Annotated in this window: 16 protein-coding genes; 7 read left to right on the forward strand and 9 right to left on the reverse strand. The window is 46.1% G+C overall.

The genetic code is table 11. The annotated features are described in order from the left end of the window. Nucleotides 1-10 precede the first annotated feature (10 nt). On the reverse strand, nt 11-487 hold the full coding sequence (locus tag TSUB_RS17080; RefSeq protein ID WP_107925028.1) for a hypothetical protein: 477 nt from the start codon (nt 485-487) through the stop codon (nt 11-13). Nucleotides 488-759: 272 nt separating this feature from the next. Between TSUB_RS17080 and TSUB_RS17085 the strand changes: the two genes are divergently transcribed. The 4 genes from TSUB_RS17085 (at nt 760) to TSUB_RS17100 (ending at nt 5,268) form a co-directional block, all read left to right on the forward strand. Then, nucleotides 760-1,818, forward strand: coding sequence for a P-loop NTPase family protein (locus tag TSUB_RS17085; protein ID WP_087024582.1), 1,059 nt, complete (start codon nt 760-762; stop codon nt 1,816-1,818). Between the two features lie 14 nt (nt 1,819-1,832). Beyond that, on the forward strand, nt 1,833-3,392 hold the full coding sequence (locus tag TSUB_RS17090) for an ABC transporter ATP-binding protein/permease (protein WP_087024579.1): 1,560 nt from the start codon (nt 1,833-1,835) through the stop codon (nt 3,390-3,392). A 117-nt stretch (nt 3,393-3,509) separates the two neighbouring features. After that, nucleotides 3,510-4,739, forward strand: a complete 1,230-nt coding sequence (locus tag TSUB_RS17095) for an MFS transporter (protein ID WP_087024577.1) — start codon at nt 3,510-3,512, stop codon at nt 4,737-4,739. A gap of 121 nt (nt 4,740-4,860) precedes the next feature. Beyond that, nucleotides 4,861-5,268 carry a hypothetical protein gene (locus TSUB_RS17100; protein WP_087024575.1) on the forward strand — a complete coding sequence of 136 codons (408 nt, stop codon included), beginning with the start codon at nt 4,861-4,863 and terminating at the stop codon, nt 5,266-5,268. A 6-nt stretch (nt 5,269-5,274) separates the two neighbouring features. Here the strand turns inward: TSUB_RS17100 and TSUB_RS17105 are convergent, their stop codons facing one another. The 4 genes from TSUB_RS17105 to TSUB_RS25280 all read right to left on the reverse strand — a co-directional run bounded on the left by TSUB_RS17105 (nt 5,275) and on the right by TSUB_RS25280 (nt 8,603). Continuing rightward, nucleotides 5,275-5,844, reverse strand: a complete 570-nt coding sequence (locus tag TSUB_RS17105) for a hypothetical protein (protein WP_087024573.1) — start codon at nt 5,842-5,844, stop codon at nt 5,275-5,277. 314 nt (nt 5,845-6,158) lie between these two features. Then, complete coding sequence (locus TSUB_RS17110) at nt 6,159-6,728, reverse strand: hypothetical protein (protein ID WP_221274623.1); 570 nt, start codon at nt 6,726-6,728, stop codon at nt 6,159-6,161. Between the two features lie 475 nt (nt 6,729-7,203). Further along, complete coding sequence (locus tag TSUB_RS17115; protein WP_221274624.1) at nt 7,204-8,307, reverse strand: ISAs1 family transposase; 1,104 nt, start codon at nt 8,305-8,307, stop codon at nt 7,204-7,206. Between the two features lie 47 nt (nt 8,308-8,354). After that, nucleotides 8,355-8,603: a hypothetical protein gene (locus tag TSUB_RS25280; RefSeq protein WP_087024626.1), complete on the reverse strand. Its 249-nt coding sequence runs from the start codon at nt 8,601-8,603 to the stop codon at nt 8,355-8,357. A gap of 448 nt (nt 8,604-9,051) precedes the next feature. Between TSUB_RS25280 and TSUB_RS17125 the strand changes: the two genes are divergently transcribed. Further along, the gene (locus tag TSUB_RS17125) at nt 9,052-10,077 is read left to right on the forward strand and encodes a DUF2860 family protein (protein WP_159065060.1); all 1,026 of its coding nucleotides are present in this window, start codon (nt 9,052-9,054) and stop codon (nt 10,075-10,077) included. Between the two features lie 83 nt (nt 10,078-10,160). Here the strand turns inward: TSUB_RS17125 and rimK are convergent, their stop codons facing one another. The 3 genes from rimK to ppsR all read right to left on the reverse strand — a co-directional run bounded on the left by rimK (nt 10,161) and on the right by ppsR (nt 12,590). Further along, nucleotides 10,161-11,060 (reverse strand): 30S ribosomal protein S6--L-glutamate ligase, encoded by a 900-nt coding sequence (gene rimK, locus TSUB_RS17130; protein ID WP_087026609.1) that lies wholly within the window; start codon nt 11,058-11,060, stop codon nt 10,161-10,163. Nucleotides 11,061-11,256: 196 nt separating this feature from the next. Then, entirely contained in the window at nt 11,257-11,625 is a 369-nt protein-coding gene (locus TSUB_RS17135; RefSeq protein ID WP_087026606.1) for a MaoP family protein, read from the reverse strand. A 131-nt stretch (nt 11,626-11,756) separates the two neighbouring features. Next, nucleotides 11,757-12,590, reverse strand: a complete 834-nt coding sequence (gene ppsR, locus TSUB_RS17140; RefSeq protein ID WP_087026604.1) for a posphoenolpyruvate synthetase regulatory kinase/phosphorylase PpsR — start codon at nt 12,588-12,590, stop codon at nt 11,757-11,759. Nucleotides 12,591-12,768: 178 nt separating this feature from the next. Here ppsR and ppsA point away from each other — a divergent pair, with 178 nt between their 5' ends. Then, complete coding sequence (gene ppsA, locus TSUB_RS17145) at nt 12,769-15,135, forward strand: phosphoenolpyruvate synthase (RefSeq protein WP_087026601.1); 2,367 nt, start codon at nt 12,769-12,771, stop codon at nt 15,133-15,135. Between the two features lie 147 nt (nt 15,136-15,282). Continuing rightward, on the forward strand, nt 15,283-15,648 hold the full coding sequence (locus tag TSUB_RS17150) for a glyoxalase superfamily protein (RefSeq protein WP_087026598.1): 366 nt from the start codon (nt 15,283-15,285) through the stop codon (nt 15,646-15,648). A 63-nt stretch (nt 15,649-15,711) separates the two neighbouring features. Here the strand turns inward: TSUB_RS17150 and TSUB_RS17155 are convergent, their stop codons facing one another. Further along, the gene (locus TSUB_RS17155; RefSeq protein WP_087026594.1) at nt 15,712-16,803 is read right to left on the reverse strand and encodes a response regulator; all 1,092 of its coding nucleotides are present in this window, start codon (nt 16,801-16,803) and stop codon (nt 15,712-15,714) included. Between the last annotated feature and the right edge of the window lie 20 nt (nt 16,804-16,823).

Consider the following 16,823-nt stretch of genomic DNA (forward strand, 5'->3'; position numbering starts at 1 on the left):
CTAACAACGGTTAGTCATCATCATCGCCGCCGTCGTCATCACCACCATCATCGCCATCGTCATCATCGCCGCTATCATCGTCATCATCGTCATCATCGTCGTCATCGTCGTCATCATCATCGTCGTCGTTATCATGGCGATCACGGTGACGATCGTCGCCGCTGTCTTCATTAAAACGAATCCGAGGCGGTTTCTTTTCGAATAGCAATGCAAAGCTCTCCGCGTCATAAATGCGAGTGACGACATGGCCATCTTCGTCGAGGATTTTGAGTTCAAAGGTGGGTGTACAGTCATGGTTGCCAGAAGAGGCCTTCAACAGGGTTTCACCACTGTCTGCCGTTTCCTCTTTGACGGCTTTCATAAAGGTAAAGAAGACATTGGCCGATGGTTTGGTTTCGCAACGCGCAACGGCTACGGAGGGTAAACTTCCCCATAGCAGTATGATGCAAAAAATAGCGACGCCTATCTGACGAATGTGTTGACTCAATTTACCTTCCTACTAAAGCGCTCGTTTAGAGCGATTTTTTCACCGTTCACTTTACGTGCCGCAACCTTACAACAAGCTTACAGAAGAAAATAGGACAGCGGTTATAAAGTGGTTTATAAAGAAAATTATGAAAAATATTTATGTTCATAATCAGTTGCTTATCGCGATTTTTTGCAACCTTACATCAAGCTTACAGGGGTTATCAGATAAACGTCAGTCAGTGCTGCTTAACATGGCTCCACATTCAACGAACACCTGCATGGAGCAAAAAAATGATTACTTTTCATCAGCAACAACGTTTTAACCAAGCTAAGCAATCTTTCGTGACACGCCGCGTTCCTCAAGCAGCAATGTGTACCTTGCTGACTGGTGCACACAAGCCTCAATCCGGTGACTTAGTGTTAGCGCGAATCGATCGTCTCGGTCATCACAAGCGTTCTGAACGTGTTGATGGACGCCGTGCTCGCTTGTTTGAAGGTGATGAGGTGATTTTGGCTTATGGCAACCGATACGCACCGGATCAAATTGAATCGGAAGTACCGGAGGACCTCTCTCCTTGTCACATGGCCGCGGCGGGCGGCATTGCCTCGAAAGCCTTGAGCTGGCATGCCCGTATTCAATTTCCAACCGAGATAACACCCATTGGATTAATTGGCGATCAAAATGGCCAAGTCCTTAACTTACGTGACTTTGCGGTGGCGACCTCGTCATTGCCTGTCAACGTTCCGAACATTGTGGTGGTCGGCACCTCGATGAATGCCGGAAAAACCACAACCGCAGCGCACCTTATTCATGGTTTGCAAAAGGACGGATACAAAGTGGGAGCGATGAAAGTCACCGGGACAGGGGCTGGCGGCGACCTTTGGTATATGGAAGACGCGGGTGCGCATCTGGCTATCGACTTTACCGACGCAGGCTTTCCTACGTCATTTAAAATCGATTTGAAGGAACTGATGCCGATTGTACGCAGTTTGGGTAATGCTTTGATCGAGGCGGGCTGTAACGCCATTGTGATTGAAATTGCCGATGGCCTGTATCAGCGAGAAACCAAAGCCTTGTTGGAAAACCCTGAGTTTAAAGCCATGTTCCATAACGTGATATTCACTGCACGCGAAGCCATGGGCGCAACGTCGGGTGTAGAGTGGTTGAAATCACGTGGCTATCACGTTCCGGCGATCAGTGGACAGCTGTGTGCCTCGCCACTCGCCTTGCGTGAGACCGAGCATCAAGTTGCGATGCCTATCTTAGATCTCGACAACTTGATTGCCTCGGGGACAGCAGCGTCCGTACTGCACTTACCGCTGACACACAATACCCGCGCGATAGCCTAACAAGAGCGTGAATAATGAGTTCAACAATCACGCTTGTTGCCTTGCAAGCGGGTAAGCGCCGCCGATTAATTACCTATTTGGTGGCGCTGGGTTTGGTACTCACCGCATTGAATGTGGGTGGCGTGCTCTTGATTCAGCACCTTTGGCAAGGTCATGATGCATCCGAGAATTTGCCGCTATCGATTGCCCTGTTTGTGGTTTTAGTCGCAGTGATGGGCAGCCTTTATTATGCCGAAGCGGTATTGGCGGAAAAGTTGGGTTTAGATTACGTTAAAGCGGTACGTCAGCAGTTGTATGCCACCTTAATGTCAGCGCCACAGCAGCAGTCGCCTCAACGGGTGGGAGTGGCGATGACGCGTTTAATTACTGACGCCAATAACATTAAAAACTGGGCAAGTTTGGGTGCCCCCGTTTTTATCACCCATGGACTCTCTCTCGTTGGCTACTGCATCTTGATTCTGGTGCAATGGCCGCATGTAGGATGGCTGCTTTTGGCATTGATGGCCTTTGCATTGATGGCAACGGCTTTGCTAACGGCACCGATGATGCGCACGGCGTTAACGTTGCGCCGTGATCGGGGGCGGTTGAGCGGGCATATCGGTGAAATGATCATTGCCAATTTGTCGGTACAACAAGCGGGGCGAGTAAACCGAGAAGCGAAACGGCTCGGCCGTCACAGTGATCTACTGGCAGATAGCGCAGTGAATTATGCCAGATTGCGCAGTTTGCTCGCGGTGAATCCCATGCTGTTGCAACAGTTGGCGTTGTTGGTGTTGGCGGTGAGCGCACTAGGTGATGGTGATCATCAGGCGATGTTACTGTTGGTACTAGGACTGATGTTTGTATCGCTGACACGCATAATGCAGGCATGGGAGCACGGTGTGACCTACTATGCCGCCAAGCAAAGGCTAGAGTTTGCGATGCGTAAGGTGCAGCCGATACCAGCGGAAAAATCCACCAAACTGACTAACCAGCCCTTGAGTATTAAGCTTCGAGATCTCGCGTTAATCCCTGATTCACCATTACTTAAGTTGAGTGCAGCGGCGGGCGACAGAATCATACTGAGTGGATTGCAATGTAGTGGAAAGAGTTTACTCACGTTAATGCTGTGCCGGCAGGCATTACCTGCGTCAGGGCGTATTGTGTTGGGAGGTCGGCGCTTGGAGTGGCTTACCGCGGCGAGTTTACATCGTGCGGTACAGCTGGTTAATGATGATGCCCAGTTGATGCGTGGCAGTATTGAAAGCAATCTACTTTACGGCAATCGTCACATTGATACCGCGTGGTTTGAGCGTATTTGTCAGGTATTAGAACTTGAAGACCTCAATCAGACAGTGACAGAGTTAGGGAGTAACCTTTCTTCTGGGCTGACGCAACGTATCTTGATTGCGCGCGCATTGCTAAAAAAACCGGGTTTGCTAATGGTTGATCGCGCGGGTGTTGACCGAGACAACCCACTACAGCAAGCCATGCTAACCTTGCAGAAAGAGGGTGGATTCACCTACTTACTGACAACACGACGCAAGCTCAACAGCAAACTAAAAGCGCAATGGGACACAGTGTGGGAAATTTAACCAAGATCCCGAATTCACTTATTACACACGTCACCCTTAGCAAAAATCCTCGCTGGGTTTGATGTCAGTTTTGCTGCTAGCTATGGTGAAAACGTCATCACCACAGGGCGGACGTGTATGAAAGCAGAGGCGGCAAACGCAGAGGGGATACGCTGGCAAACGCTAGTGGCGGTATTGTGTGCGGGTTGGGTCGTTATTTGGATCTATCGGACTGCGCTCACCCCTATTTATCCGCAAATCCAAGCCTCGTTTAATGGGATTAGTGACGCCGAGGTAGGCGCTATCGCCAGTTTCTATTTTCTAAGCTACTGTGTGTTACAAGTCCCGTGCGGCATGCTTGCCGATAAGTTCGGCCAAAAAGCGATGTTACTGCTAGGCTTTGGGCTTTTCTTTCTTGCCACGTTGGGGGTTGCCCTTACCTCTAGCCTGACAGGGCTCTATATCGCCTCACTGCTCGCCGGGGCGGGCTGTGCGTCCTTCTTTAGCTCTGCGTACTCATTGTCATCACTTTACGTGCCGCTGGCTCGTCGTGCTCTTGCCAATGCAATGATCAACAGTGGCTCGGCTCTAGGGATGGGGCTAGGACTCGTCGCTGCCAGTGTGCTAGTCACCACCTTCGCTCTCCCTTGGCAATGGTTACTGTTTGGGATTGCCGCATTATCTGTGGTGATGATGGGGGTTTTTGCCCGAACTATTCCTAGCCTATCGACCAAGGCTAGCCCTGCGCCAACACAAGCAATCGAATCGCCAACTGAGCCATTGTTTAGCTACGCGCTCGCGAGTGCTTATTTTCTCTATTTTTGTACTTGTTATGGTTACTACTTGATCGTGACTTGGTTGCCCAGTTACTTACAGAACGAGCGAGGATTTGAAGGGGCTGCCATCGGGATGACTGCCGCCATCGTCGCGTTTGCAGGGATCCCGGGGGCGCTTTTCTTCAGCCAGTTTGCGGATAAGTATCGAGACAAGAAAGTTGCTCTTATCCTCGTGTTACAAATCGCCGCGGCCGCTATGCTAACTCTGATGGTGTATGCAGAGAGTACGTCAGTCCTTTTCTTGAGCTTAGGTTTGTATGGGTTGCTGGGGAAGTTAGCCATAGACCCGTTATTGATTGCGTATGTGTCGCAGCTCGCCCCAAAAGCGAGGATGGCAAGGGCGCTGAGTTTGTTGAATTTCTTCGGGATGAGCTCAGCGATTGTCGCGCCAGCCTTAACGGGATGGTTGTCGGATGTGACTGGCACGCGACAAACGAGTTTTTATCTTTCAGCAGTGTTAATTCTGATTGGCAGTGTCGCCTTTGGCGTGGTCAGTTACACGAAAAGACCGTCAACCGAAGTAACGAACTGACTCTCATCGTGTCGTGCTTTTTCGTCAATAATGTTGCCTTGTTCAAACTCTGACCAACTGGACTTGTCCTTTCTATACAATGAGTTAATCTTTAGTGTATATACGTTGTTGGAAGTCGGGCATGCTAAGTTATCACGTCGAGCGCAATGCAGCTTATCAAGACAAAGCAGAAAAACGTCGCGGCCGAGCGGTTTATATGGCTGATGGCATTGTGACCTTACAAACCCGGCAGGGTGAGAATTTTGTCGTCAAAATGACCGAAATCGAGCCAGCGCCTGTCAGGGAAGACAGTGACTACTTTATCTCCCTGCGTGATAACGCGCCGTTTAATCAGGCGAATGTCACGCTTTGTCGACGAGATGCACCGCAACATCACTGCCTAGGCAAAGGCGAACGTGTTGAAGGCGGAGAGCACGACGGTTTGTGGAAAGTCTCAATCGTAACTGATGGCGTTCCTGTGCTGCTCGGTTATTTCCCTAGCCAACAACGCGCCATCGATGCCTTGTGGATGGAGCGTTGGCATATATAAGGTGCCTTAAAGCGGTTCGTTAAAAAACAAAGGCTGTTCTAAAGGACAACTCTTGATTGCAGAGCGAACTTCATAGTCATAGCCAAACTGTGAATGGTTATTGTCTGCGTCCACTCTTAAAGCCCAAACATACTCATTATTGACCGTGTCTCTGACCAGTGATAAAAGGTACGTTTTACCTTCAAACGGAAGAGACTTTACCCACGTATCGAAATGAACTCCGCGCTTATAGCCAAGAAGCTGTGAATGGCTGTATTGGAAGCCGTCTGTCCAAGGTTGCGATAAAAATAATGATCTAATTGCTGAATTAACCGGCTCTTTATCTCTTTGAAAACGATTAAGTAAACCAAGCGCTTCTTTGACATTATAACGAGAAATGTCTTCGGGAATTTCCAAAATCTCTCGACTTATTATGTAACCATTACTGCAGTTAAAAATCCAATCTCCACTTAACACATATTGAGTGCCACTCACTTTCCATTCTAAACCCAAATCCGCCTCAAAGAGTTTACTTGAAGCTATCCACAGTATAAAAATAACAACAAATGGTATGATTATAAATATTTTTGAATTCATGTATTTACCTGGAGATTGGTAAGGTGTGAAATTAGTCTTTATTTTTAAGATAGTTGATATGAAATCTCATGTTAGGTTAAACATCTAATCAATAGAATTCAAAGGGGTTTGAATTTTAATGAGAGTGAAATCTAAAATTAGTTGCAAATTCTACAGGGTGTCATTATCTATGTTGCGGTTAATCGTTAATTTTATAAATACAGTGCGGTGTAAATGATATGGCGGATGGCATTCCTGTGCTGCTGGGTTATTTCCCTAGCCAACAACGCGCCATCGATGCCCTGTGGATGGAGCGTTGGCATATATAAAGTGCCTTAAAGCGGTTCGTTAAAAAACAAAGGCTGCTCTAAAGGACAACTCTTGATCGCAGAGCGAATCTCATAGTCATAGCCAAACTGTGAATGGTTAGTGTCTGTGTCCACTCTTAAGGTCCAAACATACTCATCATTGACCGTTCTTCTAACCAGCGATAAAAGGTATGTTTTGCCTTCAAACGGATGAGACTTTACCCACGTATCGAAATGAACTCCGCGCTTATAGCCAAGAAGCTGTGAATGGCTGTATTGGAAGCCGTCTGTCCAAGGTTGCGATAAAAATAATGACCTAATTGCTGAATTAACCTGCTCTTTGTCGCTTTCAAAACGATTCAGTAAACCAAGCGCATCTTTGACATTATAACGAGAAATGTCTTCGGGAATTTCCAAAATCTTTCGATTTATTATGTGACCATTGCTACAGTTAAAGATCCAATCTCCACTTAACACATATTGCGTGCCACTCACCTTCCATTCTGAACCCAAATCTGCCTCAAAGAGTTTACTTGAAGCTATCCACAGTAAAGAAAGAATAAAAAATAAAATAATACTAATTCGGGTTAAATTCATATTTTTCATTATGGCTTAAATAATGATATAAACGCGATATTGTTTTTAAAATTTAACTTACTAAACATATCGAATAATTTAAAATGGAATAATAATCAATTGTTGTTTCAATGTACAGTGATGTTTTTATTATGGAGGTAAGTTCAAGCGTAGAGATAAAATTTGCAAGTGTTTTTGTGATTTTTAGAGAGAATTACCTTTTTCTAATCATTAAAAGGTAGAGAATAAACAATATTGCTTTGGACACTTTTATTAGATTGGTTGTTTAATTTATAGCATATTATTGATGCACTTTGGATGGAGTGTTTGGATGTCGCAATACTTTCTCTGGTTAAGGATAGCCAATGCGTCTACAACAGCGATAGAGTGTGAAGGAATGTAAAGAGCACTCCATAGATGAAGTCATTCGTGATAAAGACTCGACCTAGAGAGCAACTCTATATATTTTACAGGGCAGGAGCATACTTTGATGGATTTATAACCCAAAGAAAACTCTTGCCCTATAATCGTCGTTCCAACCCGCTTTTTTCAGCTTCACTTTTTGACTCGGTGCACCACAGTCGCATTGCTTGAGCATATTCATCACAAAACGTCTGAATAACGCAATGTTTTCAACCGCACCATCTAAAGTGATACGAGAGCTATCTTCTTTAAAAACAACATCTAAAACATAGTGTTGACTGTTCTCTATCCGCCAATGCTGGCGAATATAGTGGCCCAGTAGTTTGTGATTCGGCGATAAAGAACTTATGTAGTATGAGGTATCTACAGTGCCTTTACCGTTGATCACACGATGGCGTTCCACTGCTATAATGCTTCTTACCGTCGGCCACTTCTCCGACAGGTCGGCAGGCAATTTGGCCTTTAGCTGAAACACGTATCGCTCCTCGCTGCGTCCATGTTTTTTCTCTTTGATTTCAGTGACTATTTTCTCCTTGCCTGCATCAAAAACTGCTTGGAACTGCGCCACAACAGCCGCTCTAAGCTTAGGCTGATTATTCTTAACCTGGACAACAACATGGGCTTGCTTTTCTTTGATTTTCTCTAATGTTTCACGCTGACAATGCAGTGCATCAACCGTGACAACGCTACCCTTTACATTAATAACATCAAGCATTTGGCGGACAATGCTTATCTCACCATTTTTAGTCTCAGTCGGCTTTTGACTCAGAACGAGACCACGCTCGGTGTCGTACGCCGTGACCAACTGCAATGCTGTTTTTCTATCGTTACGATAGGAGCCTCGAAGTACTTTTCCGTCAAAGGCGATAATGGGGCTGCTGTCCTGACCAGTTCGTTGTTCGTTTATCCAAAGAGCTAAAGCCTCAAGCAAAGATTCGGCAACAACGGAACGCAAGATACGAGCTATCGTGTGTCTGCGAGGGATACCATGTTCGAATGGTCTGTATTTTCTTAGCCAGTCGAGCTTTTCTTCTCCATAAAATTCAATGTCTTGCCAGCCTTCGCATCCTGATGCAATGGCACTAATCACAAGGAACATCACGTCGATGATATCGTGCTTCTGGTTGATGTTCGACCGAGTATCTTCTACAACAGATAAGTGTTCAATAAGGTTCACAATTGCTATATTTCAGAGGGTTTGGCGCAATTAGATCACATTAGCTATCAAAGTGCGATCCCGCCCTGACCCTGATACTGCCATGTGACATACCACCAATCTTTGGATGTACCACCAAAGCCAGTCTCGTAACTTACTTCCAGAGTGGGTTCTGTACTTGATCCGGGCTTTAGAAATCCTTTCCATGTCTGTCTCTCTCGATCATGATTATATTTGTGGTACACAGATACAGTTGCAATAGTACGAGTATTGTCTTTACTATTCTGAACTCTGACACACGCATGATGATGCTTCATTGTTTGTAGCCTCACTTATATATTAATTTTTCAATAAAATTTTTTGACATTAACATTCGAGGTTTTATGTTAAGCTCTCACTTAATTAGAGAATTTTTCACTTCTTTATTTCACTTATCTAGGTTAGTGCAATATTAAAGGCGTGGACTATTCGTCCATTATTTTTGTTTGCGGGAGTGAAAATTTGCAAGCCTAGGTTGATTTCTATGAAAATGTAATCGGTTGATATGTCAATAGTGTCATTGGATGGTTGTCGAGCACTTTATCGACATAATGGAGGAGAGTTGAACACGCTTAAAGGACGAAAAGAAATTCTATCTACTTTTTCCCATCAATCATTGTTTAAACTTTCAGCTTTAAATCATCGCATCTTTGAGTGATTGATGCGGTGAAAATTTGCACGTAAAACTCCGCCTTTATGACTTCAAAATCGAATAGGGTGGTGGATGTGAAACAGTACGCAAATGTGATTTTAGGGACAATGGCAGTGTTACATTCTGCTGCATTTGCGACCACGACAGAGTTCTCTGAGGATAGTGGTTTTTCAGGTGCAGTGGGTGCAGGTATTGCAATTTTTGATGTGAAATCTAACTTTCTTGGCGGTAACCGCTTTGCTGATCTTGATAACAGCAATACGGACTCTTTGTTTTCGTCACCATCGCAAGCGCGTGCAACTTCTCCTGATATCCAAATTGATGTTCGCTATACCTTTGAAGGCAGCAAGACAGAAATCATGTTGGGTAATGCCTTAGCGGATTTGGTTCGCCTCGATTTTTCTCAGCAACTTGGTATTCGACATAAGCGCGACGATCTCGGGGTGTTTTCGGCGGGGTATCTCTTTTCATCCTTACCGGCTGAGGTGTGGCAAGACCCGTTTAAACACGGGGTTGAACGTACACGTGTAGAAAGGGATGCGCGAGGGGTGCGTTTTGGCTGGGACAGCATGTTCGGGCAGCCTGTTGGTGTCAGCTACAGTTACCGCAATGTGGAAGTGGAGCATGACCGCAGCGGCGAGACATTGGTCAATGAAGGTATCTTGACCGTTGAGCAAGCCGCGATGCTAAAGCGTGATGGTGATATTCACAAAATAGATCTTATTTCGACCATAGACCTTGGCGCTGGAAAAGTTCTCATTCCAGAAGCCTCTTATGCGCGACATGACCGTATTGGCGCAGCCAGTTCGATGGATGTGTATGTGGGGCAACTCTCTTATCTGAAATTTACCCCAAACTACACATTGGCCTTAAGTGCGATGTTGTCGGATATTCGTTACGACGCTGAAAATCCGGTGTTTGAGCGTAAGGCGAATACCCAAGGTGTCGGGCTAGCAGGCTCTTTATTGCTACGGAATGTGTTGAATCACTCGCAGTGGGACGTGTTAATTGGGTTAGCGTGGACGAAAGCTGAGTCCGATATTGCGTTTTATGATACGGAGATTTTGGCGGGTAACGTGTCATTGCTTTACCGTTTCTAAAGGCGCAGCGATTCACGCTTTTTGGTGTAGCTTGAGTTTGTCACCATCAGCATCCCTTACCAAGAATGCTGATGGTGAGCGTTTTAAGCGGGCCTTTTTAATGCCATTGGCTTGGCGTTCTTTTCGATGTACTCGTAGATCAAGCCTGCCACATCCTTTTCTGTTGCTGCTTCAATGCCTTTTAAGCCTGGGGAAGAGTTCACCTCCATCACCACCGGGCCGCGCGCGGATTGCAAGATATCAACGCCGCACAGTGTTAGCCCCATCGCTTTTGCAGCGTTAATCGCGGTTTGTCGCTCCTCTTTGCTCAGTTTTACCAAGGTAGCAGAGCCACCACGGTGTAAATTAGAACGAAACTCGCCATCTTGCGCTTGGCGCTTCATGGCAGCGATAACGCGGTTGCCAACCACAAAGCAGCGAATATCGGCACCATTGGCTTCTTTAATGAACTCTTGCACCAAGATGTTCGCTTTCAATCCCATAAAGGCTTCGATTACGCTTTCTGCGGCTTTGTTAGTCTCTGCTAATACCACGCCAATCCCTTGTGTACCTTCGAGTAGCTTAATCACCACAGGCGCGCCGCCGACATTTTGGATCACATCTTTGACGTCATCGGATTTACAGGCAAATCCCGTACGAGGTAAGCCGATGCCTTTGCGTGACAATAGCTGCAACGAACGCAGTTTGTCGCGCGAGCGGCTGATCGCGAGCGAGCCATTGACCACAAATGTGCCCATCATTTCGAATTGGCGAACCACTGCCGTTCCGTAAAAGGTGATAGAAGCACCAATGCGCGGAATGACCGCATCGTAATATGGCAGCACCTCACCCTTGTAATGAACAGTCGGAGAGCTGCTGGTGATATCCATGTAACATTGCGTGGTGTCGATGATATCGACTTGATGCCCTTTGGCTTCTCCAGCTTCTTTTAGTCTTTGGGTGGAGTAGCAGTTTTTTTCAACCGAAAGAATAGCAATGCGCATAATGGTCGATTCCAAATAAAAAGCCGGAGAATCCGGATACGAATAATAGACTGAAGAAGTGAAAGCACCTCATTCAGCGATGAGGTGCGAAAGATAATCTGAGTATCGCGGTGTGGAAAGCGAACAATTTTTCTGCTGACGATGAATTTTGCTTATCGTCGCGAGAGTCCAATGAGTGATGACTTGAACAGCAGGGTTAGTCTTCCTCGTAATACTCTTCCCCAGTGGTGGCTTCAAAATCACGATTTGGCCAGCCAAAAGCGGCACGCTTGACGTTTAGGGTGTAGTACGGCTTGCGTTCACGAGCAAGTTTGACGTATTTCAGCCACACTTTTTCTAGCTTACTTTTTGCTTTGCTAGGATCATGTAAGACAAACAAGAAATGGTACTCATCGTCGTTCTCTGGGGCGATACGGCCAGATTCCAGATCAGACATGGTGCCGCCGTAGGCGACTAACAACTCTTCTTCTTGACGAGTAAAGTTACCGGATTTTGCAAATCCGCGAGGAAAGGCTTTGTCATCATAAAAGCGTCGGTTGCCCATCCGAAATTGAATCTCTTCCATTGTTGAATCTCATGGCTTGTGGAATACACCAGAAAATAAATCCGGACTGACTAAAAGAACAACGAATTAATTTTCTCGTCACGATGATGGCTGGTTATCATTCTCCGGGGCTTTTTTATGCTCTCGATTTGTCAGCACATTCTGCGTTGTAAGCCGCTCATATCCAGTAAGCGTGTTGAAATCTCTTCAACAGATAACGACGTGGTATTGAGATAGGGGATAGCTTCTTTTCTAAAGAGCGCTTCTACCTTACCGAGTTCTTTCTCACATTGGTCTTGGCTGGCATATTCGCTATTCGCCATTCTTCCTTCTCGAATGGCATGTAAGCGCTCTGGAGTAATGGTTAGGCCGAAGGTTTTATAGCGGTAGGGTTCAATGGCTGACGGCAATTTTAGGCTGTCCATGTCCTCTTGAATGAAAGGATAATTCACGGCGCGAATGCCAAATTGCATGGCCAAATAGAGGCTTGTAGGGGTCTTTCCGCAGCGCGAAACGCCTAATAAAATGATGTCGGATTCTTCAAGATTATTAAGGGATATGCCGTCATCGTGCGCCAATGTGTATTCAATTGCCGCGATCCTGTCCATGTAACTTCGGGCATCTCGGTTAATACTATGTGAACGTTGTAGCTTAGGGGTTGGAGTGAGACCCAGATCACGGCTTAGCGGTTCCACAAGGGTCTTTAGCACGTCATAGAATTGGCCATTGGCTTGCTCAATAATTTCTCGCACTTCTGGCACTACAATGGAATAGAAGACTAACGGTTTCGTTCCTCTCTTTTCAAAAGCATTGTTTATCAATAGCTTAACTTCTTCTGCGCGCTCAATATTCTCCACAAAAGGGACGGTGGTCTGTTTAGTTTCGATGGAAAATTGACCTAAAACAGCGTGTCCCATTGTCTCAGAAGTGATTGCCGTACCATCGGAAACATAAAACACATCACGAAAACTAGTTTTGGCTTGCATAAAAAGTTGAACCCTTAAAATTTATTTGTAGTGTGGTTTTTACGGTGTACTTACCTTACAAGGGTTTAAACTGAGTAAATGTGACGCTGAAGCATTTTTTTTAATTTGCCAGCCAATCGTTTGCGTAACAGGAAACCCTAATAAAACTCTACAGACCCAATCACAAGGAGACAAACCCATGCAACAGAATGTTGTTTGGTACGACGCTTTATCAATGAATGACGTGGATAAAGTGGGTGGTAAAAACGCATCCCTCGGAGAGATGGTGGCAAACCTCGCTAATGCAGGCGTGAAAGTGCCCAATGGCTATGCAACCACATCGTTTGCGTTTAATCAGTTTCTTGAGTATGGAGGCTTGAATGACCGCATCTATGCGTTGCTCGACAAGCTGGATGTGGACGATGTACAGGCGTTGAAATCGACAGGAGAGACGATTCGCAATTGGGTGCTTGCGCATCCTTTTACGCCTGAGCTAGAGGCAGACATTCGCCGCTGCTATGCCGAGCTTGGGGAAGGCGATGATCGCTTGTCTGTCGCAGTGCGTTCCTCTGCGACGGCAGAAGATCTTCCCAATGCATCTTTTGCTGGTCAGCAAGAGACCTTCTTGAATGTACGCGGGATTGATGCGGTGATTGAAGCGGTGAAGCATGTGTTTGCCTCATTGTTCAATGATCGAGCGATTTCTTATCGCGTTCACCAAGGTTTTGATCATAAAGGCGTTGCACTCTCTGCGGGTATTCAACGTATGGTGCGTTCAGACAAGGCGGCGTCAGGGGTGATGTTTACCTTGGATACCGAATCTGGCTTTGACCAAGTGGTGTTTATCACTTCATCTTGGGGTCTTGGAGAAATGGTGGTACAGGGCAGTGTGAACCCTGATGAGTTTTATGTTCATAAGCCAAGTTTGCAATTTGGCCATCAAGCTGTAGTACGCCGTACCATTGGTTCTAAATTGATCAAAATGGTTTATGCCGAAGGCGAAGCGTTGGGCACGCAAGTTGACGTTGTGGATACCACAGAGGCAGAACGCGGTCAGTTCTCGCTTAACGATGAAGAGATCCAAGCGTTGGCGCAGCAAGCTTTGATCATTGAAAGGCATTACGGCCGGCCGATGGATATCGAGTGGGCAAAAGACGGTGTTACGGGAGAGTTACTTATCGTGCAGGCGAGGCCAGAGACGGTGCGCTCGCGTGATGATAAGAATGTGATGGAGCGTTTTCATCTAAACCAACAAGCTGAGGTACTCACAGAAGGCCGTGCGATTGGTCAGCGCATTGGTGCTGGGGTGGTGCGTGTCGTGAACTCCTTAGATGAGATGGATCAGGTCCAAGAGGGCGATGTGCTCGTAGCGGATATGACTGACCCAGATTGGGAGCCAGTGATGAAAAAAGCCGCGGCGATTGTCACAAACCGCGGCGGTCGTACCTGTCATGCAGCGATTATCGCTCGCGAGTTGGGTATTCCAGCCGTTGTTGGTTGTGGTCAGGCGACAGCGCAATTGACGAACGGCATGCAAGTGACTGTCTCTTGTGCCCAAGGTGAAACGGGGTATGTTTATCAAGGTGAGCTAGATTTTGAAATTCGCCGCTCTTCGGTGAACGACCTGCCTGATTTACCGTTAAAAGTCATGATGAACGTTGGTAATCCAGATCGCGCTTTTGATTTTGCGACGATCCCGAATGAAGGGGTTGGTCTGGCTCGTCTAGAGTTCATTATCAACAAAATGATCGGCATTCACCCTAAAGCCTTACTCAATTACGATGATCAAACCGCAGAGATTCAAGCGGACATTGACAAGCGTATTGCGGGTTATGCGGACCCGGTAGAGTTTTACATTGAAAAGCTGACGGAAGGAATTTCAACGCTTGCGGCGGCATTCTGGCCGAAGCGTGTGATTGTGCGGATGTCGGATTTTAAATCAAACGAGTACCGAAACCTATTGGGGGGTGAGCGCTATGAACCGACAGAAGAAAACCCAATGCTCGGGTATCGTGGCGCATCTCGTTATATCTCGGACCAGTTCCAAGACTGCTTTGCACTGGAATGTGAAGCGATCAAGCGAGTTCGAGGGCTGAAAGGGCTGAAAAATGTCGAGATCATGATCCCGTTCGTCCGTACTGTGAGCGAAGCGGCGTCGGTGATTGATTTATTGGCGCAGCACGATCTTCGTCGTGGTGATCAGGGTTTAAAGGTGATCATGATGTGCGAGCTGCCTTCCAATGCGGTGCTGGCGGACAAGTTCTTGAAGTACTTTGATGGCTTCTCGATTGGTTCGAACGACATGACCCAACTGACACTGGGATTAGATCGTGATTCTGGCGATATCGCCCATCTCTTTGATGAGCGAGATGAGGCGGTGAAAGCCATGTTAACCATGGCAATCCAAGCCGCACATAAAGCTGGCAAATACGTGGGTATTTGTGGTCAAGGTCCTTCTGATCACGATGATCTTGCTGACTGGCTCATGGCACAAGGGATCAGCTCTGTTTCCCTTAACCCAGATACAGTTCTAGAGACATGGCTGCATCTTGGGGAAAAAGCGTAGTTTCGAGGTTAGAGCGATATATCACGCCCTGCATTTGTAGGGTGTGATGTTTTATGCGTTAAATTACTGCCAAGATATTTGTGGATGAATACTGATGTTGAAGGGTGTAGCCTCAATCATCTGAATAGAACCATACAGGCAGAGGCGATGAAATCGCAGACTATCCCTATCACCCGTATTTTTGACGAGCAAAAAGCGAAAGACTTTTATCTTGGATTTCTCGGAATGACGCTGGATTGGGAGCATCGATTTGGGGATGATTTTCCATTGTATATGCAAGTGTCAAAAGGTGATTTTGTGCTGCATCTCAGTGAGCATTCAGGCGATTGCACGCCGGGCAGCAAGCTATTTGTTAACGTCAGCGATCTCGATGCGTTGTTTAAGGAAATTAGCGCGAAAGCCTACCCTTATTGCAAGCCTGAGATCGAGGAAGCCCCTTGGGGAGGACACTGCTTTACTGTTGTCGATCCGTTTTCAAACAAGATCTTGTTCAATGCCTCTCGCGAGCTTTGAACCCTGAACGTTAGCTCATGTGCTATGCCGTGGGAATGAGATATTGGCAATACTGCGATGAGCTCACCCGCTATACGTCTCAGCGATGTCGATAAACTTGTCTTCGATAGCGAGGAATGCATCGACAACTTCCGGGTCAAAATGGTTTGCTCTGCCTTTGACAATAATGGACTTGGCTGCATCATGGCTCATTGGGTCTTTATACACACGTCGGCTAATCAATGCATCATAGACATCGGCCAATGCCATTAGGCGCGCACTCAATGGAATATTTTCACCACTCAAACCTTCTGGATAACCACTACCATCCCATTTTTCATGGTGACCATACGCAATCTCTTTTGCTGCGTTTAGCAGCATATTGGGCTTCCCTAACCGCTTTTCAGCCTTGAGCAGTGTTTGCAGCCCTAGCATGGGGTGCTTCTTCATCTCTTCGAACTCTTCAAAGGTCAATTTTCCCGGTTTTAAAAGGATATTGTCGGTGATCCCCACTTTGCCAATATCATGCAGTGGGGCCGCTTTAAAGTAAGCGTCGATGACGTTATCGCATAACTTTTCATGGTACTTGGATTTCTGAGAGAGCTCCTCCGCCAATGCTCTTACGTAATATTGCGTTCTAAGTATGTGATCTCCCGTCTCTGGATCGCGTGTTTCAGCCAGTCCGGCTAAGGAATAGACAATGGCATCTTGCATCTGATTTAATTCTTCATATCGATTTTTAATCTCCTTTTCTAAATAATCATTCTGGTTGGATAAAATATCTCTAGAGCGCTTGTTTTGGAGGTGGGTTTTTACTCTTGATTTCAAAATTGAGACATTAATAGGCTTGTGTATATAATCTGAAGCACCTAATTTTAGCCCTATTTTCTCATCTTCTTTGGTGTCTTTTGCGGTAAGAAAAATGACAGGGATATCATGGGTTTTGGGATCTCGTCGTATCTCTTTTATGACATCATACCCAGTTAAACCCGGCATAATTATGTCGAGTAAAACAAGTTCTATCTGGTTGTTTTTTAATAGTTTAAGTGCTTCTTTGCCTGAGGTGGTGACTTTTATTTGATAAAAACTTGATAGAGCCTCAGACATCCATGTGATGTTTTCTGGGGAATCATCGACGATCAAGACCGTACAGTCACTGAGGTTAGATAATAGCATTGCCTAACTCCTTCAAAATT

The organism is Thaumasiovibrio subtropicus (genome assembly GCF_019703835.1).
In the GTDB taxonomy this organism is placed as follows: Bacteria; Pseudomonadota; Gammaproteobacteria; order Enterobacterales; family Vibrionaceae; genus Thaumasiovibrio; species Thaumasiovibrio subtropicus.

Bases quoted from the DNA above. Each gene is read 5' to 3' on its own strand.
- TSUB_RS17135 (WP_087026606.1), bottom strand. From the start codon at position 11,625: ATGGAAGAGATTCAATTTCGGATGGGCAACCGACGCTTTTATGATGAC.
- TSUB_RS17105 (WP_087024573.1), bottom strand. From the start codon at position 5,844: ATGAATTCAAAAATATTTATAATCATACCATTTGTTGTTATTTTTATA.
- ppsA (WP_087026601.1), top strand. From the start codon at position 12,769: ATGCAACAGAATGTTGTTTGGTACGACGCTTTATCAATGAATGACGTG.
- TSUB_RS17110 (WP_221274623.1), bottom strand. From the start codon at position 6,728: ATGAATTTAACCCGAATTAGTATTATTTTATTTTTTATTCTTTCTTTA.
- TSUB_RS25280 (WP_087024626.1), bottom strand. From the start codon at position 8,603: ATGAAGCATCATCATGCGTGTGTCAGAGTTCAGAATAGTAAAGACAAT.
- TSUB_RS17155 (WP_087026594.1), bottom strand. From the start codon at position 16,803: ATGCTATTATCTAACCTCAGTGACTGTACGGTCTTGATCGTCGATGAT.
- ppsR (WP_087026604.1), bottom strand. From the start codon at position 12,590: ATGCAAGCCAAAACTAGTTTTCGTGATGTGTTTTATGTTTCCGATGGT.
- TSUB_RS17100 (WP_087024575.1), top strand. From the start codon at position 4,861: ATGCTAAGTTATCACGTCGAGCGCAATGCAGCTTATCAAGACAAAGCA.
- rimK (WP_087026609.1), bottom strand. From the start codon at position 11,060: ATGCGCATTGCTATTCTTTCGGTTGAAAAAAACTGCTACTCCACCCAA.
- TSUB_RS17090 (WP_087024579.1), top strand. From the start codon at position 1,833: ATGAGTTCAACAATCACGCTTGTTGCCTTGCAAGCGGGTAAGCGCCGC.
- TSUB_RS17095 (WP_087024577.1), top strand. From the start codon at position 3,510: ATGAAAGCAGAGGCGGCAAACGCAGAGGGGATACGCTGGCAAACGCTA.
- TSUB_RS17085 (WP_087024582.1), top strand. From the start codon at position 760: ATGATTACTTTTCATCAGCAACAACGTTTTAACCAAGCTAAGCAATCT.
- TSUB_RS17150 (WP_087026598.1), top strand. From the start codon at position 15,283: ATGAAATCGCAGACTATCCCTATCACCCGTATTTTTGACGAGCAAAAA.